The 20467-nt window shown below is 63.4% G+C and carries 20 protein-coding genes; 10 read left to right on the top strand and 10 right to left on the bottom strand.

Annotated elements, in window-relative coordinates; all coding sequences use genetic code 11:
- Positions 1 to 19: 19 nt before the first annotated feature.
- Positions 20 to 226, bottom strand: coding sequence for a hemin uptake protein HemP (hemP, locus tag CQ13_RS06535; protein WP_057842183.1), 207 nt, complete (start codon positions 224 to 226; stop codon positions 20 to 22).
- A 258-nt stretch (positions 227 to 484) separates the two neighbouring features.
- On the opposite strand from hemP, the gene CQ13_RS06530 reads away from it, so the two are divergent.
- The 6 genes from CQ13_RS06530 to CQ13_RS06505 all read left to right on the top strand — a co-directional run bounded on the left by CQ13_RS06530 (position 485) and on the right by CQ13_RS06505 (position 5965).
- Complete coding sequence (locus CQ13_RS06530) at positions 485 to 2851, top strand: TonB-dependent hemoglobin/transferrin/lactoferrin family receptor (protein WP_057842182.1); 2367 nt, start codon at positions 485 to 487, stop codon at positions 2849 to 2851.
- 151 nt (positions 2852 to 3002) lie between these two features.
- Positions 3003 to 3338 carry a heme-degrading protein HmuQ gene (hmuQ, locus tag CQ13_RS06525; RefSeq protein ID WP_057842181.1) on the top strand — a complete coding sequence of 112 codons (336 nt, stop codon included), beginning with the start codon at positions 3003 to 3005 and terminating at the stop codon, positions 3336 to 3338.
- Between the two features lie 11 nt (positions 3339 to 3349).
- On the top strand, positions 3350 to 3865 hold the full coding sequence (gene hutX, locus CQ13_RS06520; protein ID WP_057842180.1) for a heme utilization cystosolic carrier protein HutX: 516 nt from the start codon (positions 3350 to 3352) through the stop codon (positions 3863 to 3865).
- 55 nt (positions 3866 to 3920) lie between these two features.
- On the top strand, positions 3921 to 4682 hold the full coding sequence (exbB, locus tag CQ13_RS06515; RefSeq protein WP_430649663.1) for a tonB-system energizer ExbB: 762 nt from the start codon (positions 3921 to 3923) through the stop codon (positions 4680 to 4682).
- Between the two features lie 3 nt (positions 4683 to 4685).
- The gene (gene exbD / locus CQ13_RS06510) at positions 4686 to 5126 is read left to right on the top strand and encodes a TonB system transport protein ExbD (RefSeq protein ID WP_057842179.1); all 441 of its coding nucleotides are present in this window, start codon (positions 4686 to 4688) and stop codon (positions 5124 to 5126) included.
- 5 nt (positions 5127 to 5131) lie between these two features.
- Positions 5132 to 5965: an energy transducer TonB family protein gene (locus CQ13_RS06505; protein ID WP_057842178.1), complete on the top strand. Its 834-nt coding sequence runs from the start codon at positions 5132 to 5134 to the stop codon at positions 5963 to 5965.
- Here CQ13_RS06505 and CQ13_RS06500 read toward each other — a convergent pair whose 3' ends face one another.
- The 4 genes from CQ13_RS06500 to CQ13_RS06485 form a co-directional block, all read right to left on the bottom strand.
- A complete protein-coding gene (locus CQ13_RS06500) occupies positions 5966 to 6862 on the bottom strand; it encodes a carbohydrate ABC transporter permease (protein WP_057842177.1) in 897 nt (298 codons plus the stop codon).
- On the bottom strand, positions 6855 to 7811 hold the full coding sequence (locus CQ13_RS06495; protein WP_057842302.1) for a carbohydrate ABC transporter permease: 957 nt from the start codon (positions 7809 to 7811) through the stop codon (positions 6855 to 6857). Before CQ13_RS06495 ends, CQ13_RS06500 begins: the two co-directional genes overlap by 8 nt.
- A 128-nt stretch (positions 7812 to 7939) precedes the next feature.
- A complete protein-coding gene (locus CQ13_RS06490; protein WP_057842176.1) occupies positions 7940 to 9286 on the bottom strand; it encodes an ABC transporter substrate-binding protein in 1347 nt (448 codons plus the stop codon).
- A gap of 74 nt (positions 9287 to 9360) precedes the next feature.
- Entirely contained in the window at positions 9361 to 10404 is a 1044-nt protein-coding gene (locus CQ13_RS06485; RefSeq protein WP_057842175.1) for a C-terminal binding protein, read from the bottom strand.
- 252 nt (positions 10405 to 10656) lie between these two features.
- Between CQ13_RS06485 and CQ13_RS06480 the strand changes: the two genes are divergently transcribed.
- Complete coding sequence (locus CQ13_RS06480) at positions 10657 to 12342, top strand: methyl-accepting chemotaxis protein (RefSeq protein ID WP_057842301.1); 1686 nt, start codon at positions 10657 to 10659, stop codon at positions 12340 to 12342.
- 134 nt (positions 12343 to 12476) lie between these two features.
- On the opposite strand, the gene CQ13_RS06475 is transcribed toward CQ13_RS06480, so the two are convergent.
- The 5 genes from CQ13_RS06475 to CQ13_RS06455 all read right to left on the bottom strand — a co-directional run bounded on the left by CQ13_RS06475 (position 12477) and on the right by CQ13_RS06455 (position 17889).
- Positions 12477 to 13403 carry a Bug family tripartite tricarboxylate transporter substrate binding protein gene (locus CQ13_RS06475; protein WP_430649662.1) on the bottom strand — a complete coding sequence of 309 codons (927 nt, stop codon included), beginning with the start codon at positions 13401 to 13403 and terminating at the stop codon, positions 12477 to 12479.
- Positions 13404 to 13605: 202 nt separating this feature from the next.
- A complete protein-coding gene (locus tag CQ13_RS06470; RefSeq protein WP_057842173.1) occupies positions 13606 to 14541 on the bottom strand; it encodes a DMT family transporter in 936 nt (311 codons plus the stop codon).
- 317 nt (positions 14542 to 14858) lie between these two features.
- Positions 14859 to 15869 carry a Bug family tripartite tricarboxylate transporter substrate binding protein gene (locus CQ13_RS06465; protein ID WP_082637345.1) on the bottom strand — a complete coding sequence of 337 codons (1011 nt, stop codon included), beginning with the start codon at positions 15867 to 15869 and terminating at the stop codon, positions 14859 to 14861.
- Positions 15870 to 15933: 64 nt separating this feature from the next.
- Complete coding sequence (locus tag CQ13_RS06460) at positions 15934 to 16842, bottom strand: VOC family protein (protein WP_156433541.1); 909 nt, start codon at positions 16840 to 16842, stop codon at positions 15934 to 15936.
- Between the two features lie 51 nt (positions 16843 to 16893).
- Positions 16894 to 17889: a zinc-dependent alcohol dehydrogenase family protein gene (locus CQ13_RS06455; protein ID WP_057842171.1), complete on the bottom strand. Its 996-nt coding sequence runs from the start codon at positions 17887 to 17889 to the stop codon at positions 16894 to 16896.
- Between the two features lie 111 nt (positions 17890 to 18000).
- On the opposite strand from CQ13_RS06455, the gene CQ13_RS06450 reads away from it, so the two are divergent.
- The 3 genes from CQ13_RS06450 to CQ13_RS06440 all read left to right on the top strand — a co-directional run bounded on the left by CQ13_RS06450 (position 18001) and on the right by CQ13_RS06440 (position 20319).
- Positions 18001 to 18702, top strand: a complete 702-nt coding sequence (locus CQ13_RS06450) for a GntR family transcriptional regulator (RefSeq protein ID WP_057842170.1) — start codon at positions 18001 to 18003, stop codon at positions 18700 to 18702.
- 160 nt (positions 18703 to 18862) lie between these two features.
- On the top strand, positions 18863 to 19729 hold the full coding sequence (locus tag CQ13_RS06445) for a fumarylacetoacetate hydrolase family protein (RefSeq protein WP_057842169.1): 867 nt from the start codon (positions 18863 to 18865) through the stop codon (positions 19727 to 19729).
- Positions 19729 to 20319, top strand: a complete 591-nt coding sequence (locus tag CQ13_RS06440; protein WP_057842168.1) for an amino acid synthesis family protein — start codon at positions 19729 to 19731, stop codon at positions 20317 to 20319. The genes CQ13_RS06445 and CQ13_RS06440 overlap by 1 nt, the downstream gene beginning before the upstream one ends.
- The last annotated feature ends 148 nt before the right edge of the window (positions 20320 to 20467 follow it).

Genomic DNA, 20467 nt, shown 5'->3' with positions numbered 1-20467 from the left:
TGCGGGTTCACCAGGTCGGTCACTTTGTCAGGATCAGCTTGTTCTGCGACGTCAGCCGCAGGCGATAATGCTCCTCGCCATGCGCGATGATGATTTCGCGCTCGGTGGCGAACAGTTCGCGGCTGTCGATCCGGTTGCCGCTGATCGCCAGCGATCTGGCTGCGGAAGCGGGATTGCCGGCTTGCGTCCGGGTGCTTCCGAGCTTGTCTCCTGTTGTCGCGGACATTTTGTGCTTTGGTGCCCCGAAAATTCAATCGATCCACGCTTGTATAGTTGGGCGGGGCCGCAATCCAACCACTGCACTTTACAATTGATATAAAGTGCCGAATGCGGTTCTTGACCGCCCGGGAACCGCCACGTAACCAAGCATGATGCGACGTTGGCATAATGCCTGCATCCATGTGGCAGCCAGCAAGCAGCTCGCAAGTTACGCGCAGCGCCCGCCAGCCAGACCCAAAAGAACAGATATCGGGGCTGGGGTTGTATGGCTGACGGGGCTAGGATTTCGCGTGCCCTCTTGTTGGGCGCGTCGGTGTTTTCAATTGCATTGCTGGTCGGGGAAGCCGGCAACGCGCAGACGGCGGGTACGCAGGCCGCAAGCGGCGCGTCCGAGCGCCAGAAGCAGTCGCGGCGCAAGCCGGCGAAGCCGCCGCAGGAGCAACAGCCGACGGCGCCGGTGATGAATGCGCGGGCGCAGATTGGAGCCGCGCCGGTGCAGTCGCTGGATACCCTTACGGTTGTGGCGTCGAAGACCGAGGAGCGCGCGATCGACGCACTGGCGCCGGTCAGCGTGGTGACGCTGGAAGAGATCCAGGGCCGCCAAGCCAGCACGCTCGGCGGTCTCCTCTACAACATTCCCGGCGTGTGGGTGCAGGATCGCGGCGACGAGCCGTCGACCTCGATCAATATTCGCGGCTTGCAGGATTTTGGTCGCGTTGCCGTGGTGGTCGATGGCGCACGGCAGAACTATCAGCGCACCGGCCATTTCGCGAACGGCTCCTTCTTCCTCAACCCGGAATTGGTCAGCAGCATCGACATCGTGCGGGGGCCGACGGCCAACATCTACGGTTCGGGCGCGATCGGCGGCGTTGCGTCGTTCCGCACCAAGGACATCGACGACGTCGTTCGCCCGGGCGAGCGTTGGGGTGTCGACGCAAAGACCATACTCGGAACCAATCAGGGGCGCGCCCTTGGTTCGCTGTTCGGCGGTGTCCACGTTACCCCTAACGTGGATTTCTTTGCCGGCGGCACCTACAGCACGCAGGAAAGCTACAAGGACGGCACTGGTTTCGAAGTCGCCAATACTGGAAACCGGCTCACCGCTGGCCTCGCCAAGCTGACCGTGCGTCCTGCTGACGGACACGAAGTCAAGCTCGGCACGATATTCCAGGAAGACCTTTACAACGTAGGTCAGCCGCCGCGCCGCGCCGGTGATCCCAATTCCACCAATCCGAACGGGACCAATAACCTTAACGGCACGTCGATCTACAGGACGGACGTAAAGAACTACACGACGACGCTCGGCTGGAAATACTCGCAGCCGGACGACAAGGTGTTCGACTGGGATGCGAAGGTTTATTGGAATCGCACCGAGAACGACCAGATCAAGACGTTCCACATCAACACGACTCCCTCCGCCTTTTGTGGCGGCGTGCCGGGCAATCCGGTCTCCGGCTGCATCGGCGACAACCGCGGTTATCTGCTCGATACGGTCGGTTTCGACGCACACAACACCTCGCGCTTCGAGTATGCGGATTGGCACCATGCGGTCACCTACGGCGCCGATGCGTTCCAGGACAACGTGAAGACGGCCGACCGGCGCGGTACCTCGGATGTCACGACTCCAGGCGGGCGGCGCACGGTTTCCGGCGGGTTTGTCCAATGGAAAGCGACATACAGCACGCTGTTGGAGACGATCGGCGCACTGCGTTACGACAACTACAGCCTGGAGTCGGGTGCAACGTCTTCGGGGGGCGACCGGCTGTCGCCGAAGATCACGGTCGCATTGATGCCAGTGGCGGTGGTGACGCCCTATGCCAGTTATGCAGAAGGCTACCGCACGCCGTCGATCACGGAGACGCTGGTCAACGGCCCGCATGCCGGCGCTACCGCCTTCGATTCATTCTTCCGTTGTCCGTCAGGTACGCCGGGGCCGGGCGCGGACTCCACCTTCTGTTTCCTGCCTAATCCGAACCTGCGCCCCGAGGTCGGGAAAAACAAAGAGATCGGCTTCAACATCAGGAAAAACGACCTGTTCATCGCCGGCGACAGCTTCCGCGGCAAGATCAACTTCTTCCGCAACGATATCACCGACTTCATCGACCAGGTTGCGTTCGGTACGCCACACCCGATTTTCCGCGCCCTGCCGTTCCTGCAGTATCAGAACGTCGCGTCGGCACGAATTCAGGGCTTCGAGGCCGAGACGGTGTATGACGCCGGCCTCTGGTACGCGGGGATTTCCGGCTCCTTCCAGGATGGCAAGAACTTGCAGACAGGATTTGGACTGTATAGCGTCCCGCCGCAGAAGATCACCACGACGGCCGGCATCAGGCTGCTCGACAGGACGCTCATTCTTTCCATGCTGTGGACGTCGGCGATCGCAAACAGGAACATTCCTCCGACCTACACGCCGGCAACGTCGTACGACCTCGTCAATCTGTATCTGCAGTATCAGCCGACGCGGGATCTCACCTTCAATTTCTCGGTCGAGAATCTTCTCAACCAGTACTATCGGCCGTACGCTATTCCGGTCGGGAGCACGGGCGACACGCAGAACGACGTCAAATGGGCCAGCGCTGGCGCCGGCATCGTCTTCAAGGGCGGCCTCAGATATCACTTCGGAGGAACCTGACACGAAGAATCCAAGGGTCTCGCGTGAGACCATCACCTCCAAACGCACCAAGCCGCGCTGATGCTCCAGCGCGGCTTCGGTGCATCCATGTTTCCAACCAACTCAAACGGTACGCCAGGCGCACCCCAGCAACCCAGCAAGGAGATTTCAAATGTTTATCGCGATGAACCGGTTCCAGGTGAAGATTGGCTCTGAAGCGGCCTTCGAGAATGTCTGGCGCTCGCGCGAGTCCTATCTCAGCAACATGGCCGGCTTCGTCGAGTTTCACCTGCTCAAGGGGCCCGTTGCCGAGGATCACACGCTGTATTCGTCGCATACGGTCTGGGTCGACAAGGTGGCGTTCGAAGCCTGGACCAAATCGGAAGAGTTCCGCCGCGCGCATGCCCGCGCCGACAACAAGACCGGCGAAAGCCTCTACCTCGGCCATCCCAAGTTCGAAGGTTTCGAGGTGATCCTGAGCGAGCGCAAATCCAGCGCCGCCGCGTAAGGGAGGCTGCGATGCTGAGCACGGACCTTGCCGATCTCAAGGCGCATATGGCGGAGAATCCCGGTGCGGTGATCGAGGACGTGGCGCGGGAGCGCAAGGTCACGCCGCGCGCCGTGCTCGAGGCGCTGCCGGACACGATGGTGCGCCTCGGCCCCGGCGGTGAGTTCGCCGCCGCGATGAATGACGTCGCGCAATGGGGCGAGGTGACGCTGATCGTCCACACCGACGATGCGATCTTCGAGTTCACCGGCGCCGTCCCCGCCGGCGAGATCGGCCGCGGTTACTTCAACCTGATGCAGCCGAAGGGACTGCACGGCCACCTCCGGCACGAGCGCTGCGGAGCCATCGCTTTTGTCGAGCGGCCCTTCATGGGCAAGTCGTCGGCCTTCATCGCGTTCATCAACGTCGACGGTGGCATCATGTTCAAGGTGTTTGTCGGCCGCGACGAGCAGCGCGCGCTGCGCAGCGACCAGTTGCAGCGCTTTCATGCGTTGGCGGAAAGGATCGCGCCCGCCCGCGCGGCGTAACCGATCCGCATTGTCAGCCCGGGAGGCGATCATGCAGCGAACGATGCTGAACGTTATGATCCGTTGGTGCGGCGTTGCCGGCGTGGCTGGAATGCCGGGCGCGGCGCTCGCCGCCACCGATGTTGCGCTGCTGCCGCGCAACCTGTCGCCCTGGAACATGTTCGTTAATGCGGACATCGTTGTGCAGGCGGTCATGGTGGGCTTGGCCTTCGCTTCGCTGGTGACGTGGACGATCTGGCTGGCCAAGACCGTCGAAATCCGCCGCAAGACGGCGACCGCCAGGCGGCGCCTCGGCATGCTGGAAACCGATACGGTGCTGGCCAAGGCCGAGCAGGAAACCCGTGGCGGCAACGATGCCGTCGCGCAGATCATCCAGTCCGCCGCGCGCGAGGCCAGTCTCTCCGGCGGTCATTTCGACGACGGCCTCAAGGAACGGGTCGCGCTGCGGCTTGAGCGGGTCGAGGCGGCGATGTCCAGGCAGATCGCGCGCGGCACCGGCGTGCTTGCTACCATCGGCGCCACCGCGCCGTTCGTCGGCCTGTTCGGCACGGTCTGGGGCATCATGAATTCCTTCATCGGCATTTCCGAAGCCAAGACCACCAATCTCGCCGTGGTCGCGCCCGGCATTGCGGAGGCATTGCTCGCGACCGCGCTCGGTCTGGTCGCGGCGATCCCGGCGGTCGTGATCTACAACCATCTCACCCGCACGATTTCAGCCCATCGCGCGCTGCTCGGCGATGCCTCGGCGCTGGTGCTGCTCCTGATCAGCCGCGAGGGCGACCGCAGTTCGTTCCGCCTGGCGCGCGCTGCGGAGTAGCCAATGGGCGCGAAGCTCGGACATGTTGTCGGCGGACGCGCGCGCGGCGGCGACGATCTTGTCGAGAATCACGAGATCAACGTCACGCCGTTCATCGACGTGATGCTGGTGCTGCTGATCATCTTCATGGTTGCCGCTCCGCTTGCAACCGTCGATCTCGGCGTCGATCTCCCGGCGAGTGCGGTCGAGCCGTCGCCGCGCCCGGACAAGCCGGTGTTCGTCACCGTGAGGCCGGACCTGTCGGTTGCGGTTGGCGAGGACGTCATTGCGCGAGATGCGCTGACCTCCACGCTCGATAGCGCCACGCAGGGGAAAAAGGACGAGCGCATCTTTCTGCGCGCCGACAAGGCCGTCAGCTATGGCGACCTTATGGAGGTGATGAACCTCTTGCGCAACGCCGGCTATCTCAAGATCGCGCTGGTCGGCCTCGACGGCCGAAGCTAAGCACCATGAACGCGTTCGCGCTGCATGATATCTCCGACCAGGCCGGCGTCCGGCGCTGGGGCGCATCGGCGTTTGCGATCGCGGCGGCGCATGTCGCGCTGATCGCATTGGCGGTGAACTGGGCGACGCAGCGGCCCACGCCCGGCGTCTCGATGCCGGCGATCATGGTCGACATGGCGCCGGTCTCTTCCGCGCCGCAGCCGACACCGATGGATCTCGCACCGGGACCGGTGATGCAGCAGGCCGACGCGTCGCCCCCGCCCGAGGCGGTGCAGCAGGAGGTCGTGCCGGAACAGATTGCGCCGACACCGCCACAGGAGAAACCGGAGGTCGTCGCCCCGCCGGAGCAGAAGACCGAGCCGACCCCGCCGAAGCCCGAGCCCGCCAAGGTCGAGCTCGAGAAAAAGCCAGCGCCGGTAAAGCCAAAGGTAGTGCGTGCGGAGGCAAAGAAGCCGGCGGAGGCTCCGCCCGCGCCGCGCACAACGGCTTCCCCTCGGGCCGAGCGTCAGGCACCGGCTGCGTCGGCGGTCAGCTCTGGCGCGTCAGCAGCGGCCGTTGCTTCCTACAACCAGCTCGTCCTCGCCCACCTGCGTCGCTTCAAGCAATATCCGCCGGAGGCCAAGGCCACCGGCAAACAGGGCGTAGGCCGGGTGAATTTCACCCTGAGTCGCAGCGGTCAGGTGACGGCGAGCAAATTGGTTGGATCAACCGGCCATGCGGCGCTCGACGCGGAGAGTCTGGCGACGCTTCGTCGGGCGCAACCATTCCCGCCGTTTCCGCCCGACATGAAGCAGGCTTCGATGAGCTTCACCATGCCGGTGTCGTTTGGGCTTCGCTAGTTACTCCTTCACCGCGCCGGTCAGTGACGACACGTAGTAATCCACGAATAGCGAATAAAACAACGCGACCGGCAGCGAGCCGAGCAGCGAGCCGGCCATCAGCGCGCCCCACTGGTAGACGTCGCCGGTGACGAGTTCGGTCAGGATCGCGACCGGCACCGTCTTGTTGGCGCCGCTCTGGATGAAGGCGAGTGCGTAGATGAACTCGTTCCACGATAGCGTGAAGGAGAAGATGCCGGCCGAGATCAGCCCGGGCACGGCGAGCGGCAGCGTGATCCGGCGCAGGATTTGCAGCCTGGTGGCGCCGTCGACCAGCGCGCATTCCTCGAGCTCATAGGGGATCGACTTGAAATAGCCGATCAATAGCCAGGTGCAGAACGGCACCAGGAAGGTCGGATACACCAGGATCAGCGCCATCGGCGAGTCGAACAGTCCGAACTGCACGATCACGGTCGCTAGCGGAATGAACAGAATCGAGGGCGGCACCAGATAGGCGAGATAGATCCCCAGGCCCACATAGGGGCTGCCGCGGAAGCGCAAGCGCTCGATCGCGTAAGCTGCGAGCGTCGAAGCGAACAGCGACAGGAAGGTAGAGCCGATCGCCACGAACATCGTGGTCTTGAGCCAGGTCGGATAGGCGGTGTCGAACAAGAGATGCTTGATGTGCGCCAGCGTCGGCGAGGAGATCCAGAACGGATTGTGCTGCTTGTAGTTCAACAGCTCCGCGTTCGGCTTGAACGAGGTGATCGCCATCCAGTAGAACGGGAACAGCAGGATCAGCACGAAGCAGGCCAGCGGCAGGTAGATCATCATCACCCGCCGCGCGCGCGAATCCCACGCCATGGTGTCCGGCGTGGCGCTGGCGGCGTTGGTGGATTGGGCAGCTACGTCAGTCATTGGCTTCTCCCTGCTGCCATTTGCGGCGCGCCAGGCCGAAGTAGCTGAACAACGTCGCGAACACGAGGAACGGGATCATCGAGACCGCGATCGCTGCACCCTCGCCAAGCTCGCCGCCGGCGATGCCGCGCTGGAACGCCAGCGTCGCCAGCAGGTGCGTGGAATTGACCGGACCGCCGCGGGTGATGGCATAGACGAGCTGGAAGTCGGTAAAAGTGAAGATGATCGAGAACGTCATCACGATCGCCAGAATCGGCATCATCATCGGAAGGGTGATGTAGCGGAAGCGCTGCCAGGCGGTGGCGCCGTCCAGCATCGCGGCTTCATAGAGTGAGGGTGAGATGGTCTGCAGGCCCGCCAGGAGCGAGATCGCCACGAACGGAATGCCGCGCCAGATGTTGGCGGCGATCAGCGAGAAGCGCGCCGGCCACGGCGTGCCGAGGAAGTCGATGTTGGTCGAGCGGATGTGCAGCACATCGACCAGGAGATAGGAGATGATCGAGAACTGCGGATCGTAGATCCACCAGAACGCCAGCGCCGACAGCACCGTCGGCACGATCCACGGCAACAGCACGATGGCGCGCAACAGGCTCTTGAGCGGGAAGTGGTTGTTGAGCAGGAGCGCCAGCCAGAAGCCGAGCGCGAATTTCCCGAAGGTCGCGATCGCCGTGTAGAACACGCTGTAGAACACCGCGCCCCACCACAAGGGATCGGTCCACAGGTACTGAAAGTTCTCCAGGCCAATGAAGATCCCGCGCTGGCCGATCGTGGTGTCGGTGAAGGCAAGCCAGACGCCGAGGCCGAGCGGGTAGGTGAGGAACACCGTCAGCAGCCCGATCGCCGGCGCAAGGCACATCACGATCAGGAACGGCTTGTAGTCGAACAAGCGCGCGATCCAGTTCGGTTGCCGGAGCGCCACGCCGCGCGATGGTAGAGTAGTTACGGACATTGAATGTTTATCCACCGTCGTCATTGCGAGGAGCGAAGCGACGAAGCAATCCATTCTTCCTTTGTGGCGCTATGGATTGCTTCGCTTCGCTCGCAATGACGGTTAATCAGGATCTACGGTTCTGCGGCTTACCGGCCCTGGCGCCGGAAGTACCGCTTCGCACGCTGCTCCGCCTCCGCGGCGGCGGCCTCCGGCGTCTGGGCACCTGTCGCGACCGCGGCGCACATCTGGATCAGCACGTAGTCGGCGCTGACCGCACCGGTTGCGGTCGAAATCGGCCCCTTGTAGCCATCGTAGTAGGTGCTCTGCATCGTGTTCTTGAAGATCGAGACCTTGGGGTCGCTGGACCAGACCGCGGCGTCGGCATAGGCGGCAAGCGGCTGCGACCAGTAGCCGGAGTTGGCGTTGAGCCACGGCTCGTACTGTTCCTTTTCCATCATGAATTGCAGGAACGCCTTTGCGGCATTGGGATAGGGGCTGTGCTTGAACAGCATCGCGTTCAGCGTCAGGCCGGCCATCGGCGAGACCTTGGCGAGGCCCTTCGGCAGCAGTTGATGCTCGCTGTCCTCGGCAATTGCCTTGGTCGCCGGGTCGTTCTTCAGCGAGAAGTACAGCGAGACGCCGTTGGCGGTCAGCGAGATTTCCTGCGAGGAGTAGGCGCGGTTGTTGCTGACGTCGTTCCACGACGACGTGCCGGCGATGAAGGTCGGGTATATTGCCTTGACCCACTTCAGCGCTTCGATGGTCTCCTTGCTGTTGATGATGATGTTACCCTCTTCATCGAGCAGCGAAGCGTTGTGCGACCACAGCGCCCAGTTGGCAAAACCGTTGCCGTCGCCCTTGGCATTGCCCAGCGCGAAGCCGGCCGGCTTGCCGGCCTTGTGCAGCTTCTGGCAGAGGTCCAGAATTCCGGCATGATCTTCCGGGACCTTGTCGTAGCCGATCGATTTCAACACTGACTTGCGGTAGATCAGCGGGCCGGCAGTGGCGCCGAACGGCAATCCGATCCATTTGTCGCTCTTGCTGCGCTTGCCGTACGTCTGCGCCAGCGGCAGCCAGCCGCCGTAGCGCTTGCCGAGATAATCGGTGACGTCGTTCAGTTCGACCAGCTTGTCGACATAGATGTGCGGCGCATCGGAGAAGCCGATGATGATATCCGGGCCGGCGCCGGAGTTCGAGGTCACCGCGGTCTGCTGGCTGATGTCTTCCCAGCCGACGAAGTCGACCTTGACCTCGATGCCGGTCTCCTTGGTGAATTTGGCCGCGTTGGCGCGGAACACGTCCTCGTCGGCTTGCACGAAGCGCACCGGGCGCAGCATGCGCAGGGACGCGCCTTTTTCGATTGCGAATTTGGGGGGCGGGACGTCGGCGGCTTTAATTGGCGATGTGGTCTGCGCCGAAGCGCCGGTCACGGCCAGAGCCGCTGCCGAGGCGCCCAAAGCCAACGCATCGCGACGGGTGATGTCGTTCCTCATGGTGCTCTCCCTGTATCGGTTCCCGGCGTTGAATCGCCGGTTAACCTGTCGTTCGAAACGCTTCTTTGCCGGCGCTAGCTGTTCGGACCGCGATCCATGCTGACGGGTTGCCAGCGGCGGAGCGAGGTGTTTTGCAGTACCGACGGATTGACACAGCTTACCGGCCACATGCCGGACAGGACCAGTGACAATTCGTAGCCTACGCGGCGCTTGCGCGCCTCGTCAAAACGTGCCGATGCCGACGCCACATGGGCGGTCAGGGTGACGTTTTCCATCGAAAGTATCGGATTGTTGTGCGACGGCGGCTCCTTTTCCAGCACGTCGAGGGCGGCGTGCGCGATCCAGCCCTCCTGCAACGCCTTGATCAGCGCTTCCTCGTCCACCGTGGCGCCGCGGCCGGTATTGATGAAGATGGCGGAATTTTTCATCTGGCGGAAATGCTTCTCGGTCAGCATGTGGTGCACCTCGGGCCGGGCCGGCGCATGCATCGAGACGAAGTCCGACTGTTGCAGCACCTCCGACAGCGTCGCCGGGATCACGCCGTGGTCGTACATCAGCGTTTCCTGGATGAACGGGTCATAGGCCATCATGCGCAGGCCGAAGGGCGCGGCGCGCTTGGCGACGGCGCGCGCCACCCGGCCGAACGAGATGAAGCCGAGCGTCTGGCCCATCAGCCGCGGGATCTTCAACAGCGCAGGCCGGCCCTCCGACCAGCGGCCGGTGCGCGCCATCTTGTCCTGCTCGACCAGCCGCCGAAAGCCCGCCAGCAGCAGCATCATGGCATGGTCGGCGACTTCCTCGATGAAGGTGTCGGGAATGTTGGTGACGGGAATGCCGCGGGCGGTGGCGGCCTTGACGTCGACACTGTCGACGCCGACGCTGCCGAGCGTGATCACCTTGCAATTTTCGAGCGCGTCAATGACGGCTTTGGTAATCGGCATGCCCTTGGCGTAGATCGCGTCTGCGGTTTTTGCGGCGGCGATGAATTCCGCCTCGTTGGCCGGCGCCTCGATGATTTCGGCCCCGATCGGATCGAGCGCTTCCTTCTCATAGTCATAGCCGCCGCCGGCGACCGTGAAGCTCGCGCCCTTCGGCGTCACCACCCTGAATTTCGGCATTTCCTGCTCCCGATTTTATTTTTCGGTGTTGGTTTGAGGCGGCGGGCGCCGCCACTTCATCGTTGACGTACTTTCACCTTTTACGCGACTTGACTTGCTTCTGCTACAATCACCGGTTGCTGCTTGATCGGCAGCGCGGTTTTCTGCGGGATTTCCGCTGGCCTTCGTAACAAAGCGCTAAAGGGTCTCACGATATTGTGCGCCGAATCAATCGGCCAATCGCGTGCCACGCGCCTATTTCCGGAGATCCCCGTGAAGCTGACCAATCTCAAGATCACACCCAAGCTCGGCATTTTGGTGGGCGTGACCCTGCTCGGCCTCTGCGTCGCCGGTGTGCTCGCGGGCTATTTGATGCAGCGTGAAATGGTCAATGCGCGGATCGAGCAGACCAAGGCGATCGTCGACATGGCGCGCAACATGGCACTCGGCCTGCAGAAGCAGGTTGCCGCCGGCCAGATGACCAAGGAGGCCGCGATTGCCGAGTTCAGCAAGCGCGGCAATACGCTGACCTTCGACAACGGCAACGGTTACGTATTCGCCTACACCATGGATGGCGTCGCCGTGCTGGCCCCGGTTCCCAGCCAGATCGGCCAGAACCGTATGGATATCGACACCGGTGGCCGAAAGCTAGTGCGCGAACTGCGCGACGGCATCGCGGCGAACGGCGAAATCATGCTCCGCTATGAATTCCGCAAACCCGGACAAGACGAGTTGATCCGCAAATTCTCCTACGCGGTTCCGATCCCGGGCTGGAACATGTTCGTCGGCACCGGCGCCTATCTCGACGACCTCGACGCCAAGATGAAGCCGATCGCGGCGGTGCTCGGGCTTGCCATTCTCGGCATCGCGCTGGTTGCGGGCAGCATCGCCTGGATGATCGGCCGCAGTATCTCGAAGCCGCTCGGTCAGCTCGGCGCCCGCATGCAGGACCTCGCCGAGGGCCGGCTCGACGGCGAAATTCCCGGCATCGGCCGCGGCGACGAGATCGGCGCGATGGCCGCGACCGTGCAGATCTTCAAGGACAACGCGGTTCGAATCCGCGGGCTCGAGCAGAAGGAAGCCGAGGTGCAGGCGCGCGCCGAGGCCGAACGGCGGGCGGCGATGGAAAGTATCGCCAGCGACTTCGAACGCAGCGTGACCGGCATCGTCCGCTCGGTTTCGACGGCGGCCGCCGGCATGCAGAGCACGGCGCAATCCATGACCACGACCGCCAGCGACGCCAGCGCACGCGCGGCGACCGTCGGCGCGGCGTCGCAGCGTTCGTCCGACAATGTCGGCACGGTGGCATCCGCCGCCGAAGAGCTCTCCAGCTCCGTCACCGAGATTTCCCGCCAGGTGACTCGCTCCAGCGAGATCGCCGCCAAGGCGGTCAGCGACGCCGAGCGTACCAACGCCACCGTCGGCGCGCTCTCGACCGGCGCCGAGAAGATCGGCGAGGTGGTCAAGCTGATCCACTCGATCGCAGCCCAAACCAATCTGCTCGCGCTGAACGCCACTATCGAAGCGGCGCGCGCCGGCGATTCCGGGCGCGGCTTTGCGGTAGTGGCGTCGGAAGTGAAGGCGCTCGCCAACCAGACCGCGAAAGCGACCGAGGAAATCTCCTCGCAGGTCGCGGCCATGCAGGCGTCCACCAGCGAAGCCGTGGCCTCGATCGGCGGCATCACCGAGACCATCGCGCAGATGAGCGAGATCACCGTCTCGATCTCGACCGCCGTCGAGCAGCAGGGCGGCGCCACCCGCGAAATCGCCCGCAACATTCAGTCGGTGGCGGCCGGATCGAACGAGATCTCGGCTCATATCGGCGGCGTCAGCACAGCGGCAGCCGCAACCGGCAAGGCAGCATCCGAAGTGCTGGCGAGCGCCCGTGAACTCGACACCCAGTCCGGCATGCTGCGCAGCGCGGTGGATGAGTTCTTGGGCAAGGTGCGCGTGGCGTAAGGCCAGGATATGTAGAATTGTAGGGTGGGCAAAGCGAAGCGTGCCCACCATTCACAAAGACAGTCCAACGGATAGATGGTGGGCACGGCGCCAAGGCGCCTTTGCCCACCCTACGCACCTACGCGGCGCGGCCCCTACTGCTTCTCGATCCCTGCCGCCGTGATCAGCTTCTCCCACACCACGAGCTGCTCCTTCACGAAGGTGTCGAACTCTTCCGGTGTACCCGAGAACGCCTCCATGCCGCGCTCGGCGAGTTGGCTCTTGATATCGGGCCGCTCGACGACTTTGCGGATCTCCGCGTTCAGCCTGGTCACGATATCCTTCGGCATGCCGGCGGGGCCGAAATAGCCTTGCCATGAGGTGATGTCAAAACCCTTCACCGTGTCGTTCATGGTCGGGAGATCGGGCAACAATGCCGAGCGCTGCTTGGTGGTGACCGCGAGCGCCTTCAGCGCCTTGGCGTTGACGTGAGGCAGGCCGGTCGGAACGTCGATGAACATCATGGAGACGCGGCCGGCGATGAGATCGGTCAATGCGGGCGGCGAGCTCTTATAGGGGACGTGAAGCAGATCGACGCCGGCGAGGCGGGCAAACGTTGCGCCGGAGACGATCGCAGCCGAGCTGCCGCTGGCATAGGAGTATTTGCCCGGCTCTTTCTTCGCCAGCGCAATCAGTTCAGCCACCGAGTTCGCCGGAATATCCGGGTGGATCACCAGCATGAACGGGAGGTCGCCGCTGCGCGCGATCGGCGTGAAGTCCTTGACCGGGTCGTAGGTCATGTTTTTCATCAAGTAAGGATTTGCCGAATGCGGTGTGTTGGTCGAGACCATCAGCGTGTAGCCGTCCGGCGCGGAGCGGGCCACTTGGCTTGCCGCGAGCGAGCCGTTGGCGCCCGGCTTATTTTCGATCACGATCCCGACCCCAAGCGCGGTGCCGAGCTCCTTCGAAATGATGCGCGTGGTGGTATCGGTGCCGCTGCCGGCCGCGAACGGCAGCACCAGCGTGATGTTGCGGTTCGGGTAGGGGGCCTGCGCGGCAGCCGTGGCGATCATCGCCAGCATCAGGGGAGCCGCTGCGGCGACGGGCCGATACCGCTTCAATAACGCGAACATATAGTTGTTTCCTCGGTTTGTTCTTCTGTTGAAATGGCCGGCAAGCTAGCCTGCCGAGGGACAAAGTGGAAGCCCGCAGGACGCCACGCCATGTGCCGCGCCCCCGGTAGCAGCGCTGACGCGCTGCACCGCGTCCGGGACGCGCAAGCTCTCATGCCTTCGCCGAAGCCCGCCTTGAAGCGATCACCACGCCGGCCAGCACCAGCGCATAGCCCACCAGGTGGAATAACCGCAACTGTTCGCCGAGCAAGAGGATCGCCATCGCTGAGCCGAACACCGGCACCAGGTGGAAGAATGGCGCTGCACGATTGGGCCCGATCAGCGCCAGCCCGCGGTTGAAGAACAGGTACGCCAGCGTCGAGGGAAAGATCACGGCATAGCCCAGCGTCGCCATCGATATCATGTCGAATTTCAACGTCGCGCCGGTCGAGAATTCCCAGATCGCGAACGGCACCAGCATCAGCGCGCCGCAGCAGGTGGTGAATGAAATCAGCGATAGCGCGTGCGTCACCGGGCGGCGCGGGATCAGCGCCGAATACAATCCGAACGACACGAGCGAGCTCGCAAACATCAGGTCGCCGCGGTTGAAGCTGATGTTGGCGAGCGCGCCGAAATCGCCGCGCAAAATGATGGTCAGCACGCCGGCGAGCGAGATGGTGATGCCGGCAAGCTGCGCGCCGGTCAGGCGGATGCCGAACAGCGCCAGCGACCACAGCGCGACAAACAACGGCCCCGCCGACTGGATCAATAGCGCGTTCAGCGCCTCGGTATATTGCAGCGCCCAGTAGGAGATCGCATTGTTGTAGGCGAAACCGACCAGCGACAGGAACAGCATCATCGGCAGATGCGCGCGCAGCACCGGCCAGTCCCGCTTCAGATGCGGCCAGGCGAACGGCAGCAGGATCAGAAAGGTGCCGATCCAGCGGACGCAGGACAGCGTCAACGGCGGTACGTGCCCGGCCACATGGCGCGCGAGCACGATGTTGCCGGCCCAGAACAGCGAAGTCAGGCTCAGCAGCAGGTAAGGCTGGTTGGTCAGCCACCGGACCGGATGGAAGGCAGGCGGCGCTGGTGCAGGTTTGGTCATGGTCGCGAGGCGAGTAGGGCGAAAATTCCGCCGCGCGACAAGTCCTGCGCGCGCAATGCTACAATGCCTTGCGCATCAGTTTGCGCTTGTTCCTTCTTTAGCGCTGGGAAATTGCGACGGCGCTGCGCGAAGCACCCCCGCTGTCACACCCCGCGAAAGCGGGGTATCCAGTACGCCGCGGCTTCTCGATTGACCGCGAACGTCTCTGAAATACTGGATCACCCGCCCCAGTGCGCAATTGCGCACAAGGCGGGTGACGACAGTCTCGTCGCAGCGCGGTGCGCCTAGAGCTTTCCGCCAACCCCGCAGCAACCCCCTCAGATACGCGGAATGCCTGCGTCGTTGATCACCTTCGACCACTTTTCGATCTCCGACGTGATCAGCGCGCGCATTTGCTCCGGCGTGCTGCCGCGGACCTCGCCGCCGGTTGCCGTCTCCAGCGCCGTCTTCGTTGCGGGGTCGGCCAGCATCGACTGAATCTCCGTGTTCAGCCGCTTCACGATATCGGGCGGCGTGCCCTTTGGAGCCACCAGCCCGGCCCAGGTGCGGACGTCGAAGTCCTTGACGCCCGCTTCCTGAACGGAAGGCACGTTCGGAAGCAATTTGGTGCGCGCGGGCGAGGTGACGGCGAGGCCGCGAATGGCGCCGCTTTCGATCTGGCCTGCGAGCAGCACGGTGGTCCCGACGATCACGGGAACGTCTCCGGCGAGCAGGGAGGTGACGGTTAGTGAGTCACCGCGATAGGGGACGTGCACCATCTTGGTGCCGGCGGTGACGTTCAACAGCTCGCCCGCGAGATGATGCGTGCTGCCGAAACCGACGGAGCCGTAGCTCAGGGCATCGGGCTTGGCTTTCGCCATCGCAATCAGGTCCGCCAGCGTCTTGGCTTGATGGTCGGCGCGAACCGCGATCACCAGCGCGTAGTAGACCATCGTCGACAACGTATCGAAACTGTCGATCGGGCTATAGGCGAGCTGCTTATACAGCGCGCCCGAGATCGCATGTGCGCCCGTGACGAGGCCGATCGTGTAGCCATCAGGCGCGGATTTGGCGACGGCGTCCGCAGCGAGATTGCCGCCGGCGCCTGGCTTGGCTTCCACCACCACCGGCTGTCCCAGGCGCTTGGAAAGCCCGTCCGAGACGATGCGCGCCATGGTGTCGGCGGCGCCGCCCGCCGCAAAGCCGTGCAGCAGCCGAATCGGCCGGTTGGGGTAGGTTTGCGCGGCGACAATGGAAGGCGCCAGGCAGGTGAGGCTAAGCGCTGCGGCAGCGATGCAGCAGCGCAGAGCAAGCAACCGTCCGCGCAGGACGTTCAACGATCGAGCCATTTGTGTTTCACCCCTGGTGTTTTGCTTTTTGAATGTCTGTTCCGGCTGGTGGCGGCGCGTGCGATTACTTCACGCCGCGCATCTCCGGAGAAAATTCGGTTGCTTCCTTGGCCGGGCCGACGCCCCAGACGTCGCGCGGCAACCCGATCCAGGTCTTCGGCCGCTGCGGACGATCGTGGTGCCAGGGACGCGGCTCGAAATAGCCGAGCTCTTCGTCGAGCATCAGATCCATGCTGTAATAGAGCTCGATCAGGTAGCCGTCGGGGTTGTAATGGTAGACCGCCACGTTGTGGCCGGGTCCATGCCGCACCGGTCCCCAGAGAATCTGAAACTTGTTGCGGCCGAGCAGGTCGCAGGCCTGGTGCATGTGCGAGGCGTCGCGCAGCTCGAAGGCGAGGTGATGCAGACGGCCGTCGGTGCCCCGGGCAAAATTCATCGCGTGATGTTCCGGGCCGCAGCGCAGGAAGACGAAATTTTCCTCGATGCGGTCGGAGACGCGGAAGCCGAGAACATCGCCGAAGAATTTGGCGGTTCGCCCGGGATCGGGCGTATGGAGCGCGACGTGGCCGAGCTTGGCGACGGCAAGGCCACGGATCGGCTCGACGGCCTTGCAGAACTCCCATCGGGAAAACAATTCGATCCGGTGTCCGTCCGGATCGTCGAAGACGAGTGCCTTCGCTGTTCCCGGCGCCGTGTCGCTCCTGATCTCCGATTTGATGCCGAGGCTTGCCAGCGATTTCTGCAGGTCGGCCGGATCGAGGTTGGGCGCAACTTCATAGGCGATGGAAGTCAATTGCGAGGCCGCGCCGCGTTCGAGAACCAGCGTCAGCTCCTCGGACTCGGTGCCGAGCAGGATCCGGCCGTCGCTGCGCTGGATGACGCCGAGCCCGATGATGGACTGGTAATAGTCGAGCTGCGCCTCGATGTTCGGACTGGTGAAAGTGACGTGTCGCAGCCGCTTGACCTTGATCATCTCGTGACCTCCTGAATTCAGGCAGAATGTTTGGGCTGTGCGGGCATCAGCTCAATCCGGGGTCATCACGATCTTGCCGAACGCCGCACCGGAATCGAGCAGTTCATGCGCGGCGCGAACTTCGGAGAGCTTGAAGCGCCTAGAGATCGACGGGCGAATGGCGCGCTCTGCGAGATAGCCGATCACCTTTCGCATGATGTCGCGCCGGCCTTCGCGGTCGTTATCGTAGATGTGGAAGGAGAAGCAGCGGATCGCCGGGCAGATGTCGAGGTATTTCCGCATCTCGCCCATCAAGTTTTCCGTCGGCAGTCCGGCAAACGCGTTGTAGGAGACGATGGTGCCCCATTTGTCGAGCGCGCCGAAATAGGAATAGAATTCGGGGCCGCAGACGTGATCGAGGACGAGACTAACGCCGTGTCCGCCGGTCAGCGCGCGGGTGCGGGCGACCACGTCCTCGTCGCGATAATAGATGATCTCGTCCGCGCCCATCTTTCGCGCGAAGGCGGCCTTCTCCGGCGTGGAGACGGTGCCGATCACCTTCATCCCGGCGAGTTTTGCGAGTTGCACCAGCGACGTCCCGACCCCGCCGGCCGCGCCGATGACGAGGGCCGAGTGGGGCGGCGTAGCGGAGCCGCAATTGTGCAGCAGCGCCCAGGCAACCTGGTAGTTCGGCAGGCACACCGCGTCCTCGAACGCGACATTATCAGGCAACGCGTGCACCGCGTCGGCCGGCGCTGCGACATATTCGGCGTAGCAGCCGCCGCGCTGGGTAAGGTCGCGCGCGCTCAGGAGCACCCGCTGGCCGACGACAAGGCCGCTCACCTGCGCACCCGCGGCTTCCAGGATTCCGGCGACATCATTGCCAGGATTGGCCGGCAGCGGCGGCATCCATTTGTAGACGCCGCTGCGGATCAGTTTGTCAGGCTGGCCCACGCCGAAGGCTTGGGCGCGGATCAGAACGTCCCGCTCGCCCAGCGCCGGCATCGGCACGTCGACATAGTCGAGCGCCTCCGGGCCTCCAGGGCGATGCACCAGTACAGCCTTCATCCGAGTGTGCTCCCCATTTTACATATTTTCGAAAATATGTATCATTGCGAAAATCATTGCAACGGGATTCTTTTTGGCTAGGATCGCGGCTCCGGGGTCGCGAGAGAATCAATGACGACGACAGCCCTCAAGGCGCGCAAGGAATTCGGCAAGACGCTCGCCTCCGACATCGCACACCGGCTGCGAAACGAGATCGTCACCTGCCAGCTCAAGCCGAATGAATCGCTGAAGTTCGATGCGCTGCGCCTGTCGTTCGGCGCGAGCTTCACGACGCTGCGCGAAGCCTTGACGTTGCTGGCGGCGGAGGGGCTCGTCGTCGCCGAGGAGCAGCGTGGCTACAAGGTCGCGCCGGTGACGCTCGAGGACCTGCACGACCTGACGCATGCCCGCATCCTGATCGAGGTCGATCTGATGCGACGCTCGATCGAAAAGGGCGACGACGACTGGGAAATAAGGGTTATCTCGTCACTTCACCGGCTCGCCAGGATCGAGGAGCGGGCCCCGGAAGATTATGCAAGCAATACCGAATGGAAGGCGGCGCACCGCCAGTTCCATGAGGCGCTGGTCTCGGCATCGGGATCGCCGACGCTGCTTGCCGTGCGAAACTCGCTGTTCGACCGCGCCGAGCGCTACCGCAATCTGTCGGCCATGTTCCGGCCGCACCCGCGCGACAAGGCCGGCGAGCATCGCGCGCTGATGCAGGCCGCGATCGGGCGCAACGCCGATCAGGCGTGCAATCTGATCGCCAGCCACATCCAGACCACCTCCAACAATGTCGCAAAATACGCTTCCGGCGTGATCAGCGCCGGCTGATCGCCTGCGGCCGGCAGCGGACGCCTTTCTCATAAAAGTGCTCGGTGGATGCCGCCCCGGCAGCGGATTTTGGTTGCGTTCGGCAAGATTTTCGAAAATAGTCGCTCCTGACGAAATTCCAATCAATCAGCCCGTCCCAACCGAGAAGGATAGACGTCCCATGCGGCTGCTTTCATTTCTGAACAATGGCAGGGAGACCTGGGGAGCGATCGTCGGCGATGGCGTGGTCGACCTCGGCAGCAAGCTGCCCCACGCCACGCTGCAGGACTTCATCGCGAGCCCCGATTTCGAGAAGCGCGATCGTCTCGTGGCCGGCCACAAGCCCGACCTGAAGCTCGCCGACGTCAAATACCTTCCGGTGATCCCGCGACCCGAAAAGATCGTCTGCGCCGTGCGCAATTATCTCGACCACCACCAGGAGGCGGTGGCCCACGGCATGAAGCGCGAGATCACGGCGTTTCCGCCGATCTTCCTGCGCGTTTGGCGTTCCCAGGTCGGGCATGACGCGCCGGTGATCCGGCCGAAAGTGTCGACGCATCTCGATTGGGAGGGCGAACTCGCCGTCATCATCGGCAAGCCCGGCCGCTATATCTCGGAGGCCGACGCCATGGCCTATGTCGCCGGCTATTCGATTTATAACGACGTCAGCGTCCGCGACTATCAGATGCACGCCCAACAGATCGCGGCCGGCAAGAATTTCGTCGGCACCGGGCCGTTCGGGCCGTGGATGGTGACGACGGACGAATTGCCCGATCCGACCAAGCTGAAGCTCGAGACCCGTATCAACGGCAAGACGGTACAGAAGTCCGACACCTCGTTTCTGATCTTCTCGATTCCACGGCTGATCAACTACGCCTCCGAGATCTTCGATCTGATGCCAGGCGATGTCATCGCCACCGGTACCCCGGCCGGTGTCGGTTTTACGCGCAAGCCGCCGATGTTCCTGGTGCCCGGCGACGTCGTCGAGGTCGAGGTGGAGAAGATCGGCGTGCTGCGTAACCCCGTGATCGATGAGGCCGCGCAGTGATGGCCCAAGGGACGGTCTACGACATCAGGAAGACGCAAGTCTCGATCGAAGAAGTCTGGCACGAGCGCGGGCCGCGCCGGACACGGCCGCTATTGATCGGCACCGCGCTTGCCGTGATCAACAATCCCCATGCCGGCCGCTACGAGCCGGACCTGATGCCGTTTCAGGCCGGCCTGCGCGATCTCGGCCGGCAACTGGCGCGGACGTTGTGCGAGCGGTTGGGCGGCAAGGATGTTGTCGAAGCCTATGGCAAGGGTGCGATCGTCGGAGGCGACGGCGAGCTTGAGCACGGCGCGGTTTGGCATGAGGCGGGTGGCGCTGCGATCCGCGAAGTGATCGCGCAGGCCAAGGCGATCGTGCCCGCCGCCAAGACCGTCGGCGCGATTGGCACGCGGCTGATGGTCCCGCTCGGCCATATCGAGGCGGCTTACGTCCGCAGCCATTTCGGCACCGCCGAGATGACGATCTGGGACGCGCCGCGGCGCGACGAGATCGTGTTCGGGCTCGTCATGGCAACTGGCGGCCGAACGCACGCGCGCATCGGCGGGCTCTCGGTCGATGCGATCTCAGTGCACGACGGGCAACGATGAGCGTAGCGTTTTCACGCCCAAACCGATACCTTCAACCGATAAAGCCGGACACCCGGAATTGCTGAGATCGCGCACTGACCGGACATGTTGGGATCGCCAAAATCGACGCGAATGACCGGAACGGACATTCGAGTTGAATAACATCTGA

Source organism: Bradyrhizobium retamae (genome assembly GCF_001440415.1).
Classification (GTDB): Bacteria; Pseudomonadota; Alphaproteobacteria; order Rhizobiales; family Xanthobacteraceae; genus Bradyrhizobium; species Bradyrhizobium retamae.
The sequence above is the reverse complement of the archived record's forward strand: the minus strand, read 5'-3'. Positions and strand labels throughout refer to the sequence as shown.